The organism is Streptomyces griseomycini, assembly GCF_014203535.1.
Lineage (GTDB): Bacteria > Actinomycetota > Actinomycetes > Streptomycetales > Streptomycetaceae > Streptomyces > Streptomyces griseomycini.
On record NZ_JACHJI010000003.1, the window covers coordinates 1 to 20,157 of the forward strand.

Below are 20,157 nucleotides of genomic sequence, written 5' to 3' on the forward strand. Positions count from 1 at the left end.
ATCAGATCTTTCCGACCCGATTTCCTCGGTGCTTTCCAGGTTCCCGCTTCCGCGTTTCCCTTTCCGGCGCTTCCGACTCTATCAGATCCTTTCGGGCCTGACTCCCCGTCAGAGGGGGCTGCCTTCCCGGCCGTTGGGCCGTTCCGACGTTTCAAACCTTAGCGATCCGTTCGGCGCTTCTCAAATCGGAGCCACTCGGATCCGTTCGAGCCGCCGCGTCCCGTGCGAATGGAATTTCGGCATGCCGAAATCGACCCGTCCGGGAGATCGTGCTGGTGGTTTGAGTGCCGCTACCGCGGCGGAGGTGCTGTCGCAGAACCGTTACGGCTCCGCGGCAACCCGAAGAACCTTACGGATCGGGCAGGGGGGTGTCAAGCGCCCCCTGTCAAGATCTTTACGGCCGGTCGGGTCCCCGCCGTCAGTCCAGGTCGGAGAGGCGCCCGCCGGCGTCCGGCTGGGCGTGCTCCACCCTGCGCAGGAGACGGGTGAGCACCTCGCCCAGGGCCACCCGCTCCTCCGGGGAGAGGTCCTGGAGGAGGTCCGCCTCGAAGACGGTGGCCATGCGCATGGCCTCCAGCCACTTCTCGCGGCCGGCCGGGGTCAGCTCCACGATCACCCGAACGCGGTTGGTCTCGTCCCTCTCCCGGGTGACCAGGCCCTCGGTGACCATGCGGTCGATCCGGTGGGTCATGGCGGCCGGGGTCAGGCCGAGGCGCTTGGCCAGGTCGCTGGGGCCCATGCGGTAGGGGGCGCCGGAGAGGACGAGGGCCTTGAGGACCTCCCAGTCGGCGTTGGTGATGCCGAGGTCGGCCGTCTGGCGTCCGTAGGCGACGTTCATCCGGCGGTTCAGGCGGGACAGCGCGTTGACGATCTTCTCGACCTGGGGGTCGAGGTCCTGGAACTCGCGCTGGTAAGCGGCGATCTGCTCTTCGAGTGTCGGCTCGCTGAGGCCGGGGGTGTCACCCATGGCCGCAGTATGGCATGCCCCTTCTTTGCCTTGAAGTCCTTCGCTATGTACTCTTTAGCATCGAACTTTAGCTTCTAAGTCTTCACTCCTAACTACTGAGAGAGGTGAACGTGACCAGGGCGATGGGCGCTGCGATGCGCCGGATCCACGTGGGCAACGCACTCAGCGCTTTCGGGCTCGGCTTCACGGTCCCGTACCTGTACGTCTACGTGGCGCAGGTGCGGGGGCTGGGGGCCGTGACGGCGGGTCTCGTGCTCGCCGTCTTCGCTGTGGCCGCGCTGATCGTGCTGCCGTTCGCCGGGCGGGCGATCGTCCGGCGCGGCCCGCTGCCGGTCCTGCTCGCCGCCCTGGTCACGGCCGCGATCGGCGCGCTGAGCCTGGGACTGGCGAGTACTGCCGCGACCGTACTGCTGTCGGCGGCGACGCTCGGCGCCGGGCAGGCCGTGATGCAGCCGGCGCTCGCGACGATGATCGTCGACTGCTCCACCGCCGGAACCCGGTCGCGGGCGTTCGCCATGCAGTTCTTCCTGCAGAACCTCGGGCTCGGCGTCGGCGGTCTGATCGGCGGGCACCTCGTGGACACCACGGAAGCCGCGTCCTTCACTCTGCTGTTCTCGATCGAGGCGGCGATGTTCCTGCTGCTCGTCGTGGTGATGGCGACGGTGCGGATGCCGCGTGCGCCGCACGTCGAGGGCGCTCCGGCGCAGTCGGCCAGGGGCAGCTGGAAGGAGCTGCTGGGCAACCGGGCCATGGTGCAGCTGTGCGTGCTGGGCTTCGTGCTGTTCTTCGCCTGCTACGGGCAGTTCGAGTCGGGGCTGAGCGCGTACGGGGTCGAGGCCGCCGGGATCTCGACGTCCACGCTGGGGACGGCACTGGCGGCGAACACCCTGGTGATCGTGGTCGCGCAGTTCGCGGTGCTGCGGCTCGTCGAGCGGCGCAGGCGCACGCGCGTGATCGCGTCCGTGGGGCTGATCTGGGCCGTGGCGTGGGCCATCGCCGCGTACGCGGGGCTCGGGAACGGCAGCCAGGCGATGGCGACCGCCGCCTTCGTCTCCACGTACGCGCTGTTCGGGCTCGGGGAGGCGATGCTGTCGCCGACGCTCGCGCCGCTGGTCGCCGATCTCGCGCCGACCGGCATGGCCGGGCAGTACAACTCGGCGTTCGCCCTGGTGAAGCAGCTCGCGCTGGCCGTCGGTCCGGCGGTGGGCGGGCCGATGGGCGCCTCGCTGCACGGTCCGTACGTCGTGACCTTCCTGCTGGTCTCGCTGGGGATCAGCGTGCTGGCGGTCCGGCTGGGACGGCAGCTCACCGACGTGCAGGACCATCCGGCGGCGGTGCGGAGCCGCGTGGTGGCGCAGGGGGGCACGGCGGGCCAGGCACCGGCGCACGTCTGACGTACGCGCCGGGACCCCTCACGGTGAGCCGTGGGGGGTCTTCGGCTTCCGGGCACCGGGGTCCTTCGGCAGCGCGAACTCGCACCAGACCGCCTTGCCGCCGTCCTCGGTGCGTCTGCTGCCCCAGTGGGAGGCGATCGTCGCGACGATCGCGATGCCCCGGCCTGACTCGTCGCCGGGCTCCGCGCGGCGGCGCCTCGGCAGGTGGTCGTCCCCGTCGGTGACCTCGATGGTCAGTCGCCGGTCGGTGCGGCGCAGCCGCAGCCGCATGGGGGGTGTGCCGTGCTGGAGGGAGTTGGCGACCAGCTCGCTCGCGGCCAGGACGCCCAGGTCGTGCAGGTCGGGAGGGAAGCGCCAGCTGGTCAGCACGCCGGAGGCGAAGGCACGCGCGCGTGGGGCCGCTTCGACGCCGCCGAGGAGTTCCAGGGCGGCGTTGCGGAACAGTTCGCTCTCCGGGCCCCTGCGGGCGGGGTGCTGGAGGACCAGCACGGCGACGTCGTCGTCGTGGTCCGGGGTCACTCCGGCCGAGCGGACCAGGCGGTCGCAGACGACCTGGGGGGTGCCGGTGGCTCCGGCCAGGGCGCGCTCCAGGGCGGCGATGCCCTCGTCCAGGTCCTCGTTGCGGCGCTCGACCAGGCCGTCCGTGTAGAGGACGGCGGTGGAGCCGGGGCCGAGGGGGATCGAACCGGAGGAGTGCATCCAGCCGCCGGTGCCGAGCGGGGGGCCGGTCGGCTCGTCGGCGCGCCGGACGGTGCCGTTCTCGTCGCGGACCAGGATGGGCAGGTGGCCGGCGGAGGCGTACACCAGGTGGCCCTCGTTGGGATCGTGGACGGCGTACGCGCAGGTGGCGATCTGGTTGGCGTCGATCTCCGTGGCCAGGCCGTCGAGGAGCTGGAGGACCTCGTGCGGGGGGAGGTCGAGCCGGGCGTAGGCGCGGACGGCCGTGCGGAGCTGGCCCATGACCGCGGCGGCCCGCACGCCCCGGCCCATGACGTCGCCGATGACCAGGGCGGTGCGGCCGCCGCCGAGGGTGATCACGTCGTACCAGTCGCCACCGACGGCCGCCTCGGTGCCGCCGGGGTGGTAGGTGGCGGCGATGCGCAGGTCGTCGGGTTCCTCGAGCTCCTGGGGGAGGAGGGAGCGCTGGAGGGTGACGGCGGTCTCGCGCTGGCGGCGTTCGCTGGCGCGCAGGCGTGCGGCGGCCTCGGCGTGGTCGGTGACGTCGGTGGCGAAGACGAGCACGCCGCGGCCGCCGTCCTCCCCTTCGGTGACCGGGGTGCAGGTGAAGGTGTAGGAGCGGCCGTCGGGGGCCTTGCGGGACTTGACCGTGCGGGGCTTGCCGCTGCGCAGGACCTGGTCGAGGAGGGGCAGCAGGCCGAGTGCGTCGAGCTCCGGGAGGGCTTCGCGCGCGGGGGCGCCGGTCGGGCGGTCGCCGAAGGCCGCCGTGTAGGCGTCGTTGACGTAGGCGATGCGGTGGTCGGGGCCGTGGACCAGGGCGACGAGGGAGGGGACGTGGTCCAGGACCTCGCGCACCCTCAGCTCGTCGACGACCGGCACGGACCGCGTGTCGTCGGTGAGCTGCTCGGCACGGGCCGCGGGTACGGAGCTCTCTCCCCGCCGGTCCGGGGAGACCGCGTGCTCGGTCCGCGCTGCGGCGCGGCGCTGCGTTCCGGGGAGCCGGGCGCTCCAGCGCGTGAAGTTCACGAATCCTTGCCTCGTGTAGTTGTCGGCGGCCGGGAACCGGGACCGGCCGGGGTCCCGGGGCCGCACCGGGACGGGCTGCGGCCCGCCCGCGGTGGTGGACCAGTCTGGCAGGGTGCCGACCGGGCCGACATCCGTCAGACGTCGGGCAGGCGGACGGAGTTCCTGGGTCCGGTCAGGACGACCCCTTCGGGTCGTGCGGGGGGTCTTGAGGAGGCTTTCCCCCGGCCGCCAGTTCGAACTCCGCCCGCGGGTGTTCGAGTGATCCCAGGGAGACGATCTCCCGTTTGAAGAGCCCGGCGAGGGTCCATTCGGCGGCCACGCGCGCCTTGCGGTTGAAGGTGGGGACCCGGCTGAGGTGGTAGGTGCGGTGCATGAACCACGCGGGGTAACCCTTGAGCTTGCGCCCGTAGACCTGGGCGACGCCCTTGTGCAGGCCCAGGGAGGCGACGGACCCGGCGTACTTGTGGGCGTACGTCTCGAGGGGTTCGCCGCGCAGGGAGTGCGCGATGTTGTCGCCGAGGACCCTGGCCTGGCGCAGGGCGTGCTGGGCGTTGGGCGCGCACTCCCGGCCGGGCTCGTCCGCGGTGACGTCGGGGACGGCGGCGGCGTCTCCCGCCGCCCACGCGTGCGGGGCGCCCTCGACCGCCAGTTCGGCGGTGCACTTCAGCCGCCCGCGCCCGTTCAGCGGCAGGTCGGTGGCGGCGAGGACGGGATGCGGTTTGACGCCCGCCGTCCACACGACCGTGCGGGTGGGGAAGCGGGAGCCGTCGCTGAGCACGGCGAGCCGGTCCGCGCAGGACTCCAGACGGGTCTCGAGGCGTACGTCGATGTTGCGGCGGCGCAGTTCGGTGACCGTGTAGCGGCCCATCTCCTCGCCGACCTCGGGCAGGATGCGGTCCGAGGCCTCGACGAGGATCCACTTCATGTCCTCGGGCCGGAGGTTGTGGTAGTACCGCGTGGCGTAGCGGGCCATGTCCTCCAGCTCGCCGAGCGCCTCGACGCCGGCGTACCCGCCGCCGACGAAGACGAAGGTGAGGGCGGCGTCGCGGAGGGCCGGGTCGCGGGTGGAGGAGGCGATGTCCATCTGCTCGAGGACGTGGTTGCGCAGCCCGATGGCCTCCTCGACGGTCTTGAAGCCGATGCCGTGGTCGGCGAGGCCGGGGACCGGCAGCGTGCGCGACACGGAACCGGGCGCGAGCACCAGCTCGTCGTACGCGAGCCGCCGCCCCCCGGTGCCCTCCTCCTCGGTGGCGAGGGTCGTGATGGTCGCCGTGCGCTTCGCGTGGTCGACGGCGGTGGCCTCGCCGATGACGACGTGGCACCGGCCGAGGACACGGCGCAGCGGTACGACGACGTGCCGAGGGGAAATGGCACCGGCGGCCGCTTCGGGGAGGAAGGGCTGGTACGTCATGTACGGATCCGGGGTGACGACCGTGATCTCGGCCTCGCCCCGTCCGAGTTCGCGTTTGAGCTTCCGCTGCAGGCGCAGGGCCGTGTACATCCCGACGTAGCCGCCGCCGACAACGAGAATGCGCGCACGTTCCTTCACCATCCCATGACGCACCCGCCGCTTGCGTTTGTCCACAGCCCCGACGCATTGTGTGACCGGAGTTCCGGGCGCCCGGGGTCGGCCGATCCGCCGCCCGTGGACCGGATCCGGGCAGGTCAGAGAGGACGGGCCGGGCACCGTCCGCGGTCGCATAAGGGACGTATGCGACCCGTACTCCGATCGGGGGGCGCTCCGTGCGGAACGTACCTCTTCTGAATTGACCCCCTCTCAACTATGTTCGTGTCGACGGGGTGCAGGGGGATGCGCTCATCGAATCCGCGACGAGCGGGTTCGGCAGCCGGGTTCGTCCCGCACGCTCCGGCCATCGATGACGGGGAGAAGTCTCCGGGGGGAGACGTCATTACCGGGGGAACACACATGCATGTTCAGGACTCTCATTGGTCTTCCGCGTCCACTGTCGCGACCGGCGCCGCGATGAGCGCGCCCGCGGGCGACGGACGCACGGGCGGCGCGCGCACGACACCGCTGCGCGTGGACGCCCAGCGCAATCTGGAGCACGTGCTGCGTGCCGCGCGCGAGGTCTTCGGCGAGCTGGGCTACGGCGCGCCGATGGAGGACGTGGCACGCCGGGCACGGGTCGGCGTGGGCACGGTGTACCGGCGCTTCCCGAGCAAGGACGTCCTGGTCCGGCGGATCGCCGAGGAGGAGACCTCCCGGCTGACCGACCAGGCGCGCGCGGCGCTCGGCCAGGAGGACGAGCCGTGGTCGGCGCTGTCCCGCTTCCTGCGCACGTCGGTCGCCTCCGGCGCCGGGCGGCTGCTGCCGCCGCAGGTGCTGCGGGTGGGCGTGGCGGAGGAGCACGGTCTGCCGGACCACGCGCGCGTGCCGCAGCAGCGGGCCCAGCCGGCCGCGGGTGAGCTGCGGCTGGTCTCCGAGGAGCCGGCGGCCGCCGCGCCCGAGGACGACGCCGGCGCGGCGCAGCTCCTCGACGTGGTGGGCCAGCTGGTGGAGCGGGCCCGTGCCGCGGGTGAACTCCGTCCCGACGTGTCGGTGTCGGACGTCCTCCTGGTGATCGCCACGGCCGCGCCCTCCCTGCCGGACGCGGCCCAGCAGGCGGCGGCTTCGGCCCGCCTGCTGGACATCCTGCTGGAGGGGCTGCGCTCGCGGCCGGCGTAGGCCGGTTCCGCCTGGGCCGGTGCGGTGGCACAGGTGCGGCGAGGTGGGCGACCCGGCGTCGGCCGGTTGCCCGGGGCGGTGCGTGACCCGGCGTTCCCCCGGTACCCGGCGTTGGTGCGGGCCGGGGGCGGGTCGCGCAGCCCGGCGCCGACGGGTTGCCGCCGCGCCCACCCGTGCCGCTCCGGGCGGCACGAATGCCCCCGGCGGAACGGCAGCCCGCGGTTGAGCGACAGCCGCGCGCCATCCGGCACCCGACGGCGGCGGTGGGCGCGGGCCGGTCGCCCCGGGCGGCACGAATGCCCCCGGTGGAACGGCAGCCCGCGGTGGGGCGGCACGCGAAGGCGGCGGTGGGCGGTCGGCGCCCGCGCACGGCGGGAAGGGGACGGGGCGGGGGTGTCCGCCCGCAGCGGCCTTCGCGTCGGCACCGGCACCTCCACCGAGTCACCGATCCCGCGCCGGACCGGGGACGGACACCCCCGACGCGGCACCGGCCCACGACGCACCACAGGCTTCACGCACCCCCACCGGAGCCGCCCCCGAACCCCGCTGGCCCGCCGCGGGCGTCCGCTCAGCCCGCCTACGCCCGCCGTCCGCCCGCACCCGCTCCCAACGCCCCCCGCTGCGGCGCGATCCCTCCCGGCACCGCCCGCTGCCGGGCCGGCGTTCCCGTCCAGCACGTTCCCCTGCGCGCCAGCAAGCGTCGCAGCCACAGTTCCAGCGCGACCAGCTCCGCCAGTCCGTCCAGCGGCAGCGGTTCCCCTTCCGCCGCTCGCCGCAGCGCCTTCCGCACCACCCGTGCCTCGACCAGTCCCGCCTCCGCCAGCAGCGGCGTGTCGAACAAGGCCATCAGCCCGTCCGCCGCCACCCTCAGCCCCGTCCGCGCCGCGGCCGCCGCGGTGGCCCGGGGCGTCGGCGCCCCCCACCCGGCCGGCAGCTCCCGCACGCCCGCCCCCTCCAGCACCGACCGCAGGATCGACGCCCGCGCCCCCGGCTGCACCCGCAGCGCCTCCGGCAGCGCCCGGCACGCCCGCACGACCTGGTTGTCGAGGAACGGCGCGTGCAGCCGCTGGAACCGGATCTCGGCGGCCTGCTCCAGCACCCGCAGGTCCGCCGCGTGCCGGGCCAGCGCCGCCCGCGCCCGGAAGTCACCGGGCCGCTGCCCCGGCCCCACCTCGGACCGCCGCGTCGACGCCTGCAGGCGAACCGATACTTCAGCCAGCGCCTCACCGGTCAGCCACCGTGCCGCAGGCCCGGGTCTGCCCCAGGTCAGCGCGGCCAGCGAGGCGTCCCCCGCACCCCCGAGGCCGTCATCGTCCAGCCGCCGGCGCAGCAGCCGCTCCGCGAGGCTCTCCAGCCCCGTCCGGTACGGCGTGCGCGCCAGCCGACGGGCCGCCGCGTACACGCGCGCGGGAACCATCACGGAACCGTCCGCCTTGGCCAGCGCGGCGACCGGCCGCACGAGGTGCCGCCGCTTGCGGTCCATCAGCAGGTCGGCGAGGCGCGCCGGATGCGCGTCCAGCACCTGCCGCGCCCCGTACCCCGTGAAGTGGTCCGCACTGCCCGCCGCCAGCCGGGCCCGGTGCCGCGCGACCGACACCAGCGAGGGCCCCGGCTCGTCGGTCAGCGGACCGTCCAGATCGACGTAGGGGAGGGTCTCCTCCCCGCCCGTGACCACCACGTGGTGCAGCCGGGGGTTCGCCGCCAGCACCCCGGCCCGCTCCAGCTCGTCGTCGGCCCTGCCCCCGCCCGCGCCGCCCGCCGTCACGAGGTCGTTGAAGGTGACGGCCAGCAGCCGCTCCCCCGCCCCCGTGCCGTGTCCCAGCACGGTCCCCGGTCTCCCGGGCAGCCCCGCCGCCAGCAGCGCCAGCGTCCCGGACGCCGGTCCCCCGGACAGGTCGGCCCCGATCCCCGGCACCGGCATCCCGCGCGCCGCGCGCCGCTCGGCGGGTCCCATCCCCGGGACGGGCCCGGGGTCGATGTCCGCGCCCGGAACGTGCCGGGGCGCGGCCAGCCGTGTCCGCACGGCCTCGACCAGCGCGTCCCGCACCGCGTCCACCGCCCGGCCGGGGTCGGCGGGGGGCGCCGCGACCGCGAGCGAGGCGACGGGCTCGTACCCGGCGACCTCGCGCGCCCCCGCGCGCAGGATCAGCGCGTGTCCCGGGGGGATGCGCTTCACGCCGTCGTACGGGGTCGAGTCGTGCAGCGCGGCCGGTACGTCCGGCGCGGCGAGCAGCGCGGCGAGGTGCCCGAAGTCGAGGTTGGCCTCGACGAGGTCGGCGAGCGGCAGCGCGGCGGTCGCGTACGCCGTGCCGCCCTCCCAGGGGGTGTAGAACACCGGCCGGGCGCCCGCGAGGTCGCCGCAGACGGTGATGCGGCGGCCCACCTGGACGACGGCGGTGTAGCTGCCCGGCCAGGCGGTGAGGTGGCGCAGTGCTCCGCCGCGCGCGGCGAACAGCGCGACGCGCAGCTGCTCGTCGGAGGCGCCGCAGGTGCCGAGGACGGCGATCCTGGTGCGGTCGTCGGCCGTGACCACGCGGACCTCGTCGGGGCGCCAGTCGCCGACCGCCCACAGCGGGTCGGGGTCACCCCACAACGGCTGGGAGCCCACGGGCTGCAGGGTCTCGCCGTCGGTCCCGGTGGCGCCGGCGGAGCCGAACCCCACGGCTCCCGCGGCGGTGCTGCTCCATCCCACCAACCACCGCATCGACGCCTCCACGGGCTGTGGACAACCAGTGCACGGTACGAACCGGTTCCCCATGCTGCCATGAAGGAGGCGCTCACGAGGCGTGCCGGAGCCGTGTGTGCTCCGTCGAATGCGCCCCGGCGGATACACCACCCCGGGACGGGCGCCCGAACCGCCACGAAGAGATCGCCGGGCGCCGTCGAGCGTCGCCGTGCGATCACCCACACCGTTACGACGCGAATGCGCCCCCGCAGCGCGCCCCCAGAACCTCCAACGCGCCCCCAACTACCTTGGTAGATGCGGTGAAAACCCGGGAAGGAGGAGGTCGGGTTTCAGCCAAATCGGTGCACCGGGCGCCGCCCCGAACACGCTCCGTACAGGCTCTGCGCACCGCCGTGCGGTCGCGCGGTCCGGGAGGCGGGGCACGCCTCCCGGACCGTTCCGCCGCCCGCGGGGATGAAGGCGGCGGTGTCCCCCAGCCCGCTGGATCCAGTACAGCGGGCCGACCCACGCGGACCATGGAATCGCTCCCGCGGTGGCCGGAGAAGAGCGCACGCACGGGCGCACGGCCACACACCGGGAGCACGCCGCAACTGCGCGTATCGGACCCGCACTTCAGTACGGACCACAATCCCGCCATCCGGAAGAATGCCCCTTAACGCTTGGGATGCGGCGAACTACGCTGGGTTTACGAATGCCGCGTGGTTATGCCAGCGCGGCGGCCGTCTGTGTCGAGGGGTGGCTCATGTCCAGGGAGCAACGCGGGCCGAACGAAAAGCTCGGCGCCGTTCTCGCCCTCGCGGGAATCTCCAACGCGGGCCTCGCGCGACGCGTCAACGACCTCGGCGCGCAACGGGGACTGACGCTTCGCTACGACAAGACGTCGGTGGCGCGCTGGGTGTCGAAGGGGATGGTGCCGCAGGGCGCGGCTCCGCACCTGATCGCCGCCGCCATCGGCCAGAAGCTGGGCCGCCCGGTGCCGCTCCACGAGATCGGACTGGCCGACGCGGACCCCGCGCCCGAAGTGGGCCTCGCCTTCCCCCGGGACGTCGGACAGGCCGTGAAGTCCGCGACGGAGCTGTACCGGCTGGACCTCGCCGGCCGCAGAGCGGGATCCGGCGGCATCTGGCAGTCGCTGGCCGGTTCCTTCGCCGTCAGCGCGTACGCGACGCCCGCCTCGCGATGGCTGATAACCCCGGCCGACAGCTCGGTGGCGCGCGAGGTGAACCCGTCCGAGGGCCCCGGTGCACCGATCAAAGTCGGCCACAGCGACGTGCGGAAACTGCGGGAGGCCGCCGAGGACGCCCGCCGCTGGGACTCCAAGTACGGCGGCGGGGACTGGCGTTCGTCGATGGTCCCCGAATGCCTGCGGGTCGAGGCGGCCCCGCTGCTGCTCGGCTCCTACTCCGACGACGTCGGCCGCTCGCTCTTCGGCGCCGCCGCCGAACTCACCCGCCTCGCGGGCTGGATGGCCTTCGACACCGGCCAGCAGGAGGCCGCCCAGCGCTACTACATCCAGGCCCTGCGCCTGGCCCGCGCCGCGGCGGACGTGCCGCTGGGGGGCTACGTCCTGGCGTCCATGTCCCTCCAGGCGACCTACCGCGGCTTCGGCGACGAGGGCGTGGACCTCGCCCAGGCCGCACTGGAGCGCAACCGGGGCCTGGCCACCGCCCGCACCATGAGCTTCTTCCGCCTCGTCGAGGCACGCGCGCACGCACGCGCGGGAGACGCCCAGGCCGCCGGCGCCGCCCTGAAGGCGGCGGAGGGCTGGCTGGAACGTTCCCGCCCCGGCGACAGCGACCCGTCCTGGCTCGGCTTCTACGGCTACGACCGGTTCGCCGCCGACGCCGCCGAGTGCTACCGCGACCTCAAGGCACCCCGCCAGGTCCGCCGCTTCACCGAGCAGGCGCTGTCGAAGCCGACGGAGGAGTTCGTGCGCTCGCACGGCCTGCGGCTGGTCGTCTCGGCGGTCGCCGAACTGGAGTCGGGCAACCTGGACGCCGCCTGCGAACAGGGCGTGCGCGCGGTGGAGGTGGCCGGCCGCATCTCGTCGGCCCGCACCACCGAGTACGTCAGGGACCTCCTGCACCGTCTGGAGCCCTACGGCGACGAGCCCCGCGTGGTCGAGCTGCGCGAGCGCGCCCGGCCGCTCCTGATGGCCCCGGCCGGGTGACACCGCGGGTTTGAAGCCGTTGTCAGTGGCGCAGTGCACTATCGGAGCCGGGAGGTGGTGCAGGTGCGGCGGGCGTACGACTGCGACGTGCTGGTGATCGGTGGCGGGATCGTCGGGCTGTCGACGGCGTACGCGATCACCCGCGCGGCGCCGGGCACGCGGGTCACCGTGCTGGAGAAGGAACCCGGCCCCGCCCGGCACCAGACGGGCCGCAACAGCGGCGTCATCCACAGCGGCGTCTACTACCGCCCCGGCTCGCTCAAGGCCCGGTACGCGGTGCGCGGCGCCGCCGAGATGGTCAAGTTCTGCGCGGAGTACGACGTCCCGCACGCCGTGACGGGCAAGCTGATCGTCGCCACGACCCGCGACGAGCTGCCGCGCCTGCACGCCCTGGCCCAGCGCGGCCGGGAGAACGGCCTCGCGGTCCGCGAACTGGGCGCCGCGCAGATCGCGGAGCACGAGCCGGAGGCCGAGGGCCTGGCGGCCGTCCACGTGGGCACCACCGGCGTCTGCGACTTCACCGCCGTGGCCCGGCACCTGGCCGAGGCATCGGGCGCGGAGATCCGCTGTGCGGCGCGGGTCACCCGCGTCGACCGCCGGCCCGACCGCGGAGTCGCCGTCCGCACCGCCACCGGTGACGTCGTGCGCGGCCGGGTGCTGGTGAACTGCGCCGGGCTGCACTGCGACGAGATCGCCCGCCTCACGGGCGACGAGCCGGACGTGCGGATCGTGCCGTTCCGGGGCGAGTACTACGAGCTGGCCCGGCCGGAACTGGTCCGGGGCCTGGTCTACCCGGTGCCCGACCCGGCGTTCCCCTTCCTCGGCGTCCACCTCACGCGCGGCGTCGACGGCGGCGTCCACGTCGGCCCCAACGCGGTGCCGGCCCTGGCGCGCGAGGGCTACGACCGGCGCACGGTGCGTCCGCGCGAGCTGGCGGCGACCCTGGCCTGGCCGGGCTCCTGGCAGCTGGCCCGCCGCCACTGGCGGTACGGCGCCGGAGAACTGCACCGCTCCCTGTCCAAGGCCGCCTTCACCCGGGCGGTGCGCCGGCTCCTGCCCGCGGTGCGGGAGGAGGACCTGGTTCCGGCACCGGCCGGGGTGCGCGCCCAGGCGGTGCTGCGGGACGGCACCCTGGTCGACGACTTCCTGATCCAGGGGGCCCCACGGGCGGTCCACGTGCTCAACGCCCCCTCACCTGCGGCGACGGCTTCCCTGCCGATCGGGCGGGAGGTCGCGCGGCGGGCGCTGGCGGAGCTGGCGGAGCAGGGGCGGTGAAGCGCACGGCGGCCGCCCGCCGTGCGCCCGTAAAATCGACAGCACTGTGTCTGACTCCGTGAACACCCCCGAAGCCCCGCACTCCGCCGCCCCGCACCCCGCGCACGCGCCCGGTGCGTCGATCCGCCGTACCCGGGCCAAGGGGGAGCCGCGGTTCCCGGACGGGCCGAAGGCCGACCCCGCCGGGTCGCACTTCGAGCGCCGCATCCGGAGTTTCCAGCCGCGCCGCAGCCGGGTGACCGCCGGGCAGGCGGACGCGCTGCAGCGGCTGTGGCCCGAGTGGGGCTTCGACATCGACGGCCGGCGCCGGCTCGACCTCACGGAGTTCTTCGGCAACGACAACCCGGTGGTCCTGGAGATCGGCTTCGGCATGGGCGAGGCCACCGCGCAGATGGCCGCCGCGGACCCGGCCACCAACATCCTCGCCGTCGACGTCCACACCCCCGGCCAGGGCAACCTCCTCAACCTCGCCGACCAGCAGGGCCTGACCAACGTCCGCGTCGGCAACGGCGACGCGATCATCCTGCTGCGCGAGATGCTCGCCCCCGACTGTCTCGACGGGCTGCGCGTCTACTTCCCGGACCCGTGGCCCAAGAAGCGGCACCACAAGCGGCGGCTGATCCAGCCCGCGTTCCTCTCCCTGGCCGCGACCCGGCTGAGGCCGGGCGCGGTGCTGCACTGCGCCACCGACTGGGAGCCGTACGCCGAGCAGATGCTCGAGGTGCTGACCGCCCACCCCGACTTCGAGAACACCCGGGCCGACGGCGGTTTCGCGCCGCGTCCCGAGTTCCGGCCGCTGACCCGTTTCGAGGGCCAGGGACTGGACAAGGGCCATGTCGTGAACGACCTGCTCTTCCGCCGCGTACAGCACGACGACCGAACCGGAACACTCCCCTCCGATCAGCCCTCCACCGGCGCCTGAGTCCACTTCGCGCTCCTGTGGGCAGCGCCCCCGTCTCGTTAGGGTCCCTTCCGTGGCCAGCAGCCCTCCCTGCCCGACGTGTCCCGGCGGGCCCCCGGAGCCCGGTGCTGCGCTCCGGCACGCGCACTGGTGGCGGCGGCCCTGGGTGCGCTACGGAGCACCGGCCTCCCTGCTCGCGCTGTCGGGGCTGGTCATCCTCGCGCTGGTGCGCGAGGAGACCGGCACGGAGGGGTTCCTGGTCGGGCTGGGGCTCGCGGTGCTCCCCGTGCCGCTGCTCGTGGCCGCCTTCCGGTGGCTGGACCGGGTGGAGCCGGGGCCCTGGCGGAACCTGCTGTTCTCCTTCGCCTGGGGCGCCTGCGCGGCGGCGCTCATGGCGATCGTGGCCAACAGTTTCGCCACGCAGTGGATAGCGACGGCCACGGCCGACCCGTCGAGCGCGGACACGCTCGGCGCGACCGTCATAGCGCCCGTCGTGGAGGAGACCGCGAAGGCCGTCGCCGTGCTGCTGGTCTTCCTCTTCCGCAGACGCGACTTCACCGGGATCCTCGACGGCGTGGTGATAGCCGGGGTCACCGCCACCGGCTTCGCGTTCACGGAGAACATCCTCTACCTCGGCACCGCCTTCGGCACCGACCAGCTGACCGGTGACAGCGGCGTCGCCTCGGTCACCGCGGCGACCTTCTTCGTCCGCATCGTCATGTCGCCGTTCGCGCACCCGCTGTTCACCGTGCTCACCGGCATCGGGTTCGGGATCTCCGCGCTCTCCGCGCAGCGGCAGCGGGTCCGGCGGGTGCTGCTGCCGCTCGCCGGGCTGCTGCTCGCGATGGGCATGCACGCGCTGTGGAACGGCTCCACGGCGCTGGGCGACTACGGGTTCCTCGTCGTGTACCTGGCGTTCATGGTGCCTGCCTTCGGCGTGCTGACCTGGCTGGTGGTGTGGACGCGGCAGCGCGAGCTGCGGACGGTGCGGGCGGAGCTGCCGGCGTACGCCGTGGCCGGCTGGCTGACGCCGGTGGAGCCGTTCGCCCTGGGCTCGATGCGCGCCCGGCGCGTCGCCCGGCGGTACGCCCGCCGGCACGGGGGGAAGGAGGTGGCGCGGGCGGTGGCGCAGTACGAGGCGTACGCGACCTCGCTGGCGTTCCTGCGGCACCGGGGGCGTGCGGGGCGTGCGGGCGCGGACTTCGTGGTGCGGGAACGGGAACTGCTGGAGGAGCTGTGGTGCCGGCGGGCCGCGGCGCGGCCGGCCCTGGAGCACGCGGCCCGCGCCACCGCGCCCCCGCTGCCGGTGGCCGCGGCGCCCTGGCCGGTGCACGGCTACGGGCAGGGGCACGGCTACGGGTACGGGCAGGGGCACGGCTACGGGTACGGGCAGGGGCACGGTTATGGGCAGGGGTACGGCGGGCCCTACCCGGCCTACGGTCCGCAGCCGTATCCGTCCTCTCCGTACCCGTATCCCGGTGGGGGCGCGCGGTGACGCCCGCGGCGCCGGGGAGGCCGGCCCCGGGAACACCTGACCGGCAGCCCTGACGTCGGGGGGGGCGCCGTCGGGACTGCCGGGGTTCAGAGGGCGGCGGGTCTCAGGGGGTGAGGCCCTTGTCGCGCAGCCACGCCAGCGGGTCGACGCCGGAGGAGGAGCCGTCGGGGTGGACCTCCAGGTGGAGGTGGGCCCCGGTGGAGTTGCCGGTGGAGCCGACGCGGCCGATCACGTCGCCGGTGTTGACCTTCTGGCCGACGCTGACGCTGACGGAGGACTGGTGGGCGTACCAGATCTCGGTGCCGTCCTCGAGGGTCAGCACGGTCTTGTAGCCGTAGGAGCCGTCCCACCCGGCGAACGTGATCGTGCCGGTGTGGACCGCCTTGATCAGCGTGCCCGTGGGCGCGGCGAAGTCGAGGCCGGTGTGGTAGCCGGAGGACCAGTAGGCGCCGGCCTGGCCGAAGGTCGAGCTGAGGGTGTACGAGGAGGTCGGCAGCGCGTACTGCTTGGCCAGCTCGGCGAGGCGCTCGGCCTCGGCCTTCTTCCTGGCCTCCTCCTCCGCCTTCTTCTTCGCGGCCTCGGCCTTGGCCTTGGCCTCCTTCTCCGCCTTGGCGGCGGCCTCGGCGGCCGCCTTCTCGGCAGCGGCGGCGGCCTCCGCCGCGGCCTTGCTCTCGGCCTGGCCCTGCTGCTGCTCGACCTGCGCCATGATCCGGGCGCGCAGCGCCTCACCGGCGCCGGCGGTGCCCTGCTCGGCGTCGGCGGTGGTCACGCCGATGCCGCTGAGCGGGGTGGCGGAACCGGCGGGCTCCTCCTCGTCGGAGATGAGGGAGCCCACGTTGGGGAGGTCGGGCATGGAGATCGAGACCGGCGGCTTGCCGGTCTGGGCGCTGGCCATGCCGCCCGCGCCCACCGCGGCGATGACGCCGACGCCCAGGACCGTGGAGCTGCGGGCGAGCCCTCCGCCGCGCTGCTTGGCGACGCGGTGCCGGCCGCGCACCGGGCGGACGGACTCCGCGGTGGGGTTCCACTCCTCGAAGGGGCCCTCGTCGCCGCGGGCACCGCCGTAGACGAAGGTGTCGCCGTCGCGCTGGCTCGGCATGAAGGGGGCTTCGGGGGCAGGCCGGTTGGACGCCACGTGGGCGTACTCCTTTCCTTCCTTCACCGCCTACCGGGTTAGCTGACGGGTTCGGAGCAGGAAGGTCTCCTACGCGCGTATACGAGCCGTGCTTCCACGGCTGCATCCACGCGATTCACCCCATGGTGGTGGTTCCCCGGTTCCCTTGCGGGATTCGGCGCGTGCGCACGGAGCCGACTTCTGTGACGGCTGGGACGACCGCGCTGCGTTATCGAACGTTAATAGACGCGAGGGCCGGATTCCAAGCCGTTCCGCTTGATCATTCACGATTTCCGCATGGACTTAACCGCCAGGAGCGGTCGAAACCGGGCGAGTTGACCCGTCCTCAGGCACGCACCGTTTCCTGACGTTGTGTCAGTTGTTATGCGCAGAGAGGCGGACCGGTCACGTTCGGTGAAGGGGTGCGTGAAGAGGCGCGTGAGGGGAAAAGCACCGAGGGCCGGAACCCTTTCGGGTTCCGGCCCTCGGCCTTCAGTAGCGGGGACAGGATTTGAACCTGCGACCTCTGGGTTATGAGCCCAGCGAGCTACCGAGCTGCTCCACCCCGCGTCGGTATGACACCAGTGTACGCCATGCGCGGGGCCCGCAGCACACCCCTTCCCGCCGCCCCTCCTCAGCGGCCGATCAGGTGGCCGTTCGGCGCCTGGGCCCGCCCCTCGTGCTCCGGCAGGACGACGACGGTGGCGCCCCCGCCGGCCAGCACCCCGCTGCCGTCGGCGCCCGGCACGAAGGTGTCCGGCTCGCGCCAGGCCGTGACCACCCTCCGCACCCCCGCGTCCAGGATCAGCCGGGCACAGGGCGCCGGCCGGGACGCGCGCCGGGCGCAGGGCTCCAGGCTGGAGTACACGGTGGCGGTCGTGAGCCGGGGGTCCGTGGGGTCGACCTTGGCGAGCGCCGCCTCCTCCGCGTGCACCACCGGATCCCCGGCCTCCCGGGAGTGGCCCCGCGCCAGCTCCGTGCCGTCGGCCGCGACCACCACCGCGCCCACGCTGAACGCCGTCCCGGACGGCGGGCACAGGGCCGCGAGGTCGCAGGCGAGGGCCAGCCAGTGGTGGTCGGCGGCGGAGGGCAGCGCACCGGTGCCGGGCGCGGTGGGCTCGTAGCGCATCAGGACGACGTCGCCGACGGCGCGGGTCTCGAGCAGCCGCAGCCGGCCGCCCTGGTAGGTGCCGGGGCCGAAGAGGCGGGGGGCGTCCGGGTCGCCGACGAAGAGCGGGGCGAGGACCAGCTGGAGCTCGTCGGCGAGGCCCTGGGTGAGGAGCTGGGTGTGGATCCGGCCGCCGCCCTCGACCATGAGCCGCCGGACCCCGCGCACGGCGTGCAGGTGCTCCAGGAGCCGCCGCCAGTCGAGCTCGGGGCCGAGCGGGACGACGTCGGCCGCGAGACCGTGGGCACGGGCCCGCTCGGCGCCCTCGTCGGTCGTGTAGAGGACCTTCTCGCCGCCGGTGTGCCAGAACCGCGCCGCCGGGTCCAGGTCGCCGGAGCCGCTGACGGTGACCTTGAGCGGATACTCGGGCCTGCCCCGGGCGACGCGGCCGGCCCGCCGCTCGGGCGAGTTGACCAGCAGGCGCGGGTTGTCGGCACGGATCGTGCCGGCGCCGACCAGGATCGCGTCCGCCGATGCCCGCACCTCGTCGACCCGGTCGAAGTCGGCCGGGCCGGACAGCAGCAGCCGCTCGGGGCCGGTGTCGTCCAGGTAACCGTCCAGGGAGACTGCGGCGGACAGCAGGACGTACGGGTGGGGCATCGGCGTACTCCAAGCGGGGCGGGACGGTGGGGCGGGACGCGCGGTGTGCGGTCGGCTCAAGTCTGACAACAGGCCCGGCGTGCTCGGCGGCGGTGGGCGTCCGCGTGGGCCGGGGCGAGCCGTGCGCCATCCGGTGCGGTCCCCGTCTCCGGCCGCCGCACCGGGCGCCGCGGCGGTCCGCGTACGGCCCGGACCCCGCCCTGGATGGGTGTCGGGACCGATGGCCGAGGACAGCGGCGACGGACGATGCTGGGGCATTCGGACCGGTCGGGTGCCGACATCGGAATACGGGCAAACTCCCTTCGTACCGAGCCGAGTTCGGCAGTCCGGCGATGCGCCTCTCACACCCTCGTGCCACAGGAACGACACCGGCGTGCTGCCACCGGCCGGGAAGGAGGAGCCGTGCCCCAGTCCGACGACGAGCGTCTCGTCGACCTCGCGGCCCGACTCGAGCGGGAGGACCGCCGTTTCGCCCGCTCGCTGTCCGCCGGACGTCCCGCCCGCCCCCGCGAGTACCGGCGCTCGCGCGCCTGGTGGGTACTGGGGATCGGGGTCACCATGCTGATCGCGGGGGTGGTCGTCGCCGACGGACTGCTCATCGCGGCGGGACTGGTCCTGAGCGGAATCGCCGTCCAGCTGCTCGACCCGGACCGGCGGCGGACGCGCGGCCCCCGCCGCCGTCCCCCGCGCTGAACCCCCGTCACCGCGCCCGCAGCACCCCGTCACCGCTCCCCGGCCGCCGACCGCCGGTCGCCCGTCACCTGCCGCCCCCCTGGCCGGCACCCCGGGAACCGGCTCCCGAAGCCACGCGGAGCGGAAAATGGGACCATACGCTCGGCCCACGCCTCGCATGCCGGGACATCCGACCGCCTTCCCGCCGGTCTGCGGCGGGGAGACCGGAAGGGAAGCGTCAGCATGATCGAGTGGGTGACCCTCGGCACCGGACCGAAGCCGGTCCCCCGGCCCGTCGCCACGCCGCTGGTGTGGGCCGGCGCCTTCGCCGGCGCGCCGGCGCTGGTGGCGCTGCTCAACGCGATCGTGGGCACCGGCCGCCCCGGCCCCGCCCTGATCGCCCTGTCCCTGCTGGCCGCCGCCCTCGGCGTGTGCGCCCGGTTCGCCGCGGCCCCGGGCACGGCCGTGCTGTGCTGGCTGTTCCTCAACGGCTTCGCCGTCCCGCCCGCGGGCACCCTCTCCTGGGCCGGCCCCCGCGACACCTTCTGGCTCGCCTGCCTGCTCACCGCCGCCCTCGTCGGCACGGCCGTCTCCCGCCTGGCCCACGCCCGCGCGGCCCACCACCGCCTCACCCCGGCCGCCCGCACGCCGCTCGCGGAGCCGGACGAGTGGCCGCACGCCTCCTGACCGGAGCGGCGTGTCCTCCGCCGCCGAGCCGTCGACCGGGCGATTCCCCCCGCTCGCGGAGATGCGTCACGCCACCCCGCCCGACACGGCGACCACGGGACGACGACGTTCGCTTTCGCGCCGGGTGCCGTCCTGCTGCGGTACGCCGACGGACCGGTCGAACAGCGGGACACCGACGTCGACGACGCGGTACGGGGACTCACCGAGCTGGACCTTCCCACGGCCGAGCCCCTGGACCACCTGCTCGACACCGTCCTGGACCACCCCGTCCGGGGCGTCCGCGAGGACGACATCGCCCTCCTCGCCACCCGCCGGAGCTCCCCGGGGCGGCACGGCCGCACCCGCGCCCGGAACGGGTCGGCGCCCGGGCCGACCGAAGTCGGCCCGGGCGCCGCGTAGCGGGTCGGAGGGCACGAAGCCCGCCCGCTGTCCGTAGGCCCTGTGGGACTCGAACCCACAACCAATGGATTAAAAGTCCACTGCTCTGCCAATTGAGCTAAGGGCCCCTGGCGATGTCGCCTACCCGAGCATAGCCGGACGTGGCCGGGTCTCCGATCGGGTATCGGGGAGCCGGGCCCGGACGTGTCCCCGCGGGAACGCGGAAGGGCCCGCGCGACAGGTGTCGCGCGGGCCCTTCC

At 74.1% G+C, this 20,157-nt stretch carries 15 protein-coding genes, 2 tRNA genes and 1 riboswitch; of the genes, 9 read left to right on the top strand and 8 right to left on the bottom strand.

All coding sequences use genetic code 11. The annotated features are described in order from the left end of the window. Positions 1–418: 418 nt before the first annotated feature. Positions 419–967: a MarR family winged helix-turn-helix transcriptional regulator gene (locus FHS37_RS08865; RefSeq protein WP_184818872.1), complete on the bottom strand. Its 549-nt coding sequence runs from the start codon at positions 965–967 to the stop codon at positions 419–421. 122 nt (positions 968–1,089) lie between these two features. Here FHS37_RS08865 and FHS37_RS08870 point away from each other — a divergent pair, with 122 nt between their 5' ends. Next, the gene (locus tag FHS37_RS08870) at positions 1,090–2,361 is read left to right on the top strand and encodes an MFS transporter (protein ID WP_184819955.1); all 1,272 of its coding nucleotides are present in this window, start codon (positions 1,090–1,092) and stop codon (positions 2,359–2,361) included. 18 nt (positions 2,362–2,379) lie between these two features. Here the strand turns inward: FHS37_RS08870 and FHS37_RS08875 are convergent, their stop codons facing one another. Together FHS37_RS08875 and FHS37_RS08880 are read right to left on the bottom strand one after the other, a co-directional pair. Next, on the bottom strand, positions 2,380–4,065 hold the full coding sequence (locus FHS37_RS08875; RefSeq protein ID WP_184818874.1) for an ATP-binding SpoIIE family protein phosphatase: 1,686 nt from the start codon (positions 4,063–4,065) through the stop codon (positions 2,380–2,382). A gap of 172 nt (positions 4,066–4,237) precedes the next feature. Beyond that, positions 4,238–5,617: an NAD(P)/FAD-dependent oxidoreductase gene (locus FHS37_RS08880; protein WP_184818876.1), complete on the bottom strand. Its 1,380-nt coding sequence runs from the start codon at positions 5,615–5,617 to the stop codon at positions 4,238–4,240. Between the two features lie 375 nt (positions 5,618–5,992). On the opposite strand from FHS37_RS08880, the gene FHS37_RS08885 reads away from it, so the two are divergent. Then, the gene (locus FHS37_RS08885; protein WP_184818878.1) at positions 5,993–6,751 is read left to right on the top strand and encodes a TetR/AcrR family transcriptional regulator; all 759 of its coding nucleotides are present in this window, start codon (positions 5,993–5,995) and stop codon (positions 6,749–6,751) included. A 577-nt stretch (positions 6,752–7,328) separates the two neighbouring features. Here the strand turns inward: FHS37_RS08885 and FHS37_RS08890 are convergent. Continuing rightward, positions 7,329–9,455, bottom strand: a complete 2,127-nt coding sequence (locus FHS37_RS08890) for an asparagine synthase-related protein (protein ID WP_184818880.1) — start codon at positions 9,453–9,455, stop codon at positions 7,329–7,331. Positions 9,456–10,179: 724 nt separating this feature from the next. Here FHS37_RS08890 and FHS37_RS08895 point away from each other — a divergent pair. From FHS37_RS08895 to FHS37_RS08910, 4 genes are read left to right on the top strand one after another with little or no spacing between them, the layout of a single operon-like run. Continuing rightward, positions 10,180–11,607, top strand: coding sequence for an NsdA family TPR-like regulatory protein (locus tag FHS37_RS08895; protein ID WP_184818882.1), 1,428 nt, complete (start codon positions 10,180–10,182; stop codon positions 11,605–11,607). A gap of 33 nt (positions 11,608–11,640) precedes the next feature. Then, on the top strand, positions 11,641–12,882 hold the full coding sequence (lhgD, locus tag FHS37_RS08900) for an L-2-hydroxyglutarate dehydrogenase (RefSeq protein WP_229890160.1): 1,242 nt from the start codon (positions 11,641–11,643) through the stop codon (positions 12,880–12,882). Positions 12,883–12,928: 46 nt separating this feature from the next. Beyond that, on the top strand, positions 12,929–13,804 hold the full coding sequence (gene trmB, locus FHS37_RS08905; RefSeq protein ID WP_184818884.1) for a tRNA (guanosine(46)-N7)-methyltransferase TrmB: 876 nt from the start codon (positions 12,929–12,931) through the stop codon (positions 13,802–13,804). A gap of 52 nt (positions 13,805–13,856) precedes the next feature. Then, on the top strand, positions 13,857–15,278 hold the full coding sequence (locus FHS37_RS08910; protein ID WP_184818886.1) for a PrsW family intramembrane metalloprotease: 1,422 nt from the start codon (positions 13,857–13,859) through the stop codon (positions 15,276–15,278). Between the two features lie 103 nt (positions 15,279–15,381). Here FHS37_RS08910 and FHS37_RS08915 read toward each other — a convergent pair whose 3' ends face one another. The 3 genes from FHS37_RS08915 to FHS37_RS08925 all read right to left on the bottom strand — a co-directional run bounded on the left by FHS37_RS08915 (position 15,382) and on the right by FHS37_RS08925 (position 18,160). Further along, positions 15,382–16,413, bottom strand: a complete 1,032-nt coding sequence (locus FHS37_RS08915) for a M23 family metallopeptidase (protein ID WP_184818888.1) — start codon at positions 16,411–16,413, stop codon at positions 15,382–15,384. A 12-nt stretch (positions 16,414–16,425) separates the two neighbouring features. After that, positions 16,426–16,583, bottom strand: a riboswitch (cyclic di-AMP (ydaO/yuaA leader). Between the two features lie 305 nt (positions 16,584–16,888). Next, positions 16,889–16,962 (bottom strand) — tRNA-Met (locus FHS37_RS08920). Positions 16,963–17,026: 64 nt separating this feature from the next. Then, the gene (locus FHS37_RS08925) at positions 17,027–18,160 is read right to left on the bottom strand and encodes a dihydrofolate reductase family protein (RefSeq protein ID WP_184818890.1); all 1,134 of its coding nucleotides are present in this window, start codon (positions 18,158–18,160) and stop codon (positions 17,027–17,029) included. A gap of 402 nt (positions 18,161–18,562) precedes the next feature. Between FHS37_RS08925 and FHS37_RS08930 the strand changes: the two genes are divergently transcribed. The 3 genes from FHS37_RS08930 (at position 18,563) to FHS37_RS40985 (ending at position 19,918) form a co-directional block, all read left to right on the top strand. After that, the gene (locus tag FHS37_RS08930; RefSeq protein WP_184818892.1) at positions 18,563–18,853 is read left to right on the top strand and encodes a DUF3040 domain-containing protein; all 291 of its coding nucleotides are present in this window, start codon (positions 18,563–18,565) and stop codon (positions 18,851–18,853) included. 222 nt (positions 18,854–19,075) lie between these two features. Beyond that, positions 19,076–19,519: a hypothetical protein gene (locus FHS37_RS08935; protein ID WP_184818894.1), complete on the top strand. Its 444-nt coding sequence runs from the start codon at positions 19,076–19,078 to the stop codon at positions 19,517–19,519. 135 nt (positions 19,520–19,654) lie between these two features. After that, on the top strand, positions 19,655–19,918 hold the full coding sequence (locus FHS37_RS40985; RefSeq protein WP_375372298.1) for a hypothetical protein: 264 nt from the start codon (positions 19,655–19,657) through the stop codon (positions 19,916–19,918). 34 nt (positions 19,919–19,952) lie between these two features. Here FHS37_RS40985 and FHS37_RS08945 read toward each other — a convergent pair. Continuing rightward, a tRNA-Lys gene (locus FHS37_RS08945) sits at positions 19,953–20,025 on the bottom strand. Between the last annotated feature and the right edge of the window lie 132 nt (positions 20,026–20,157).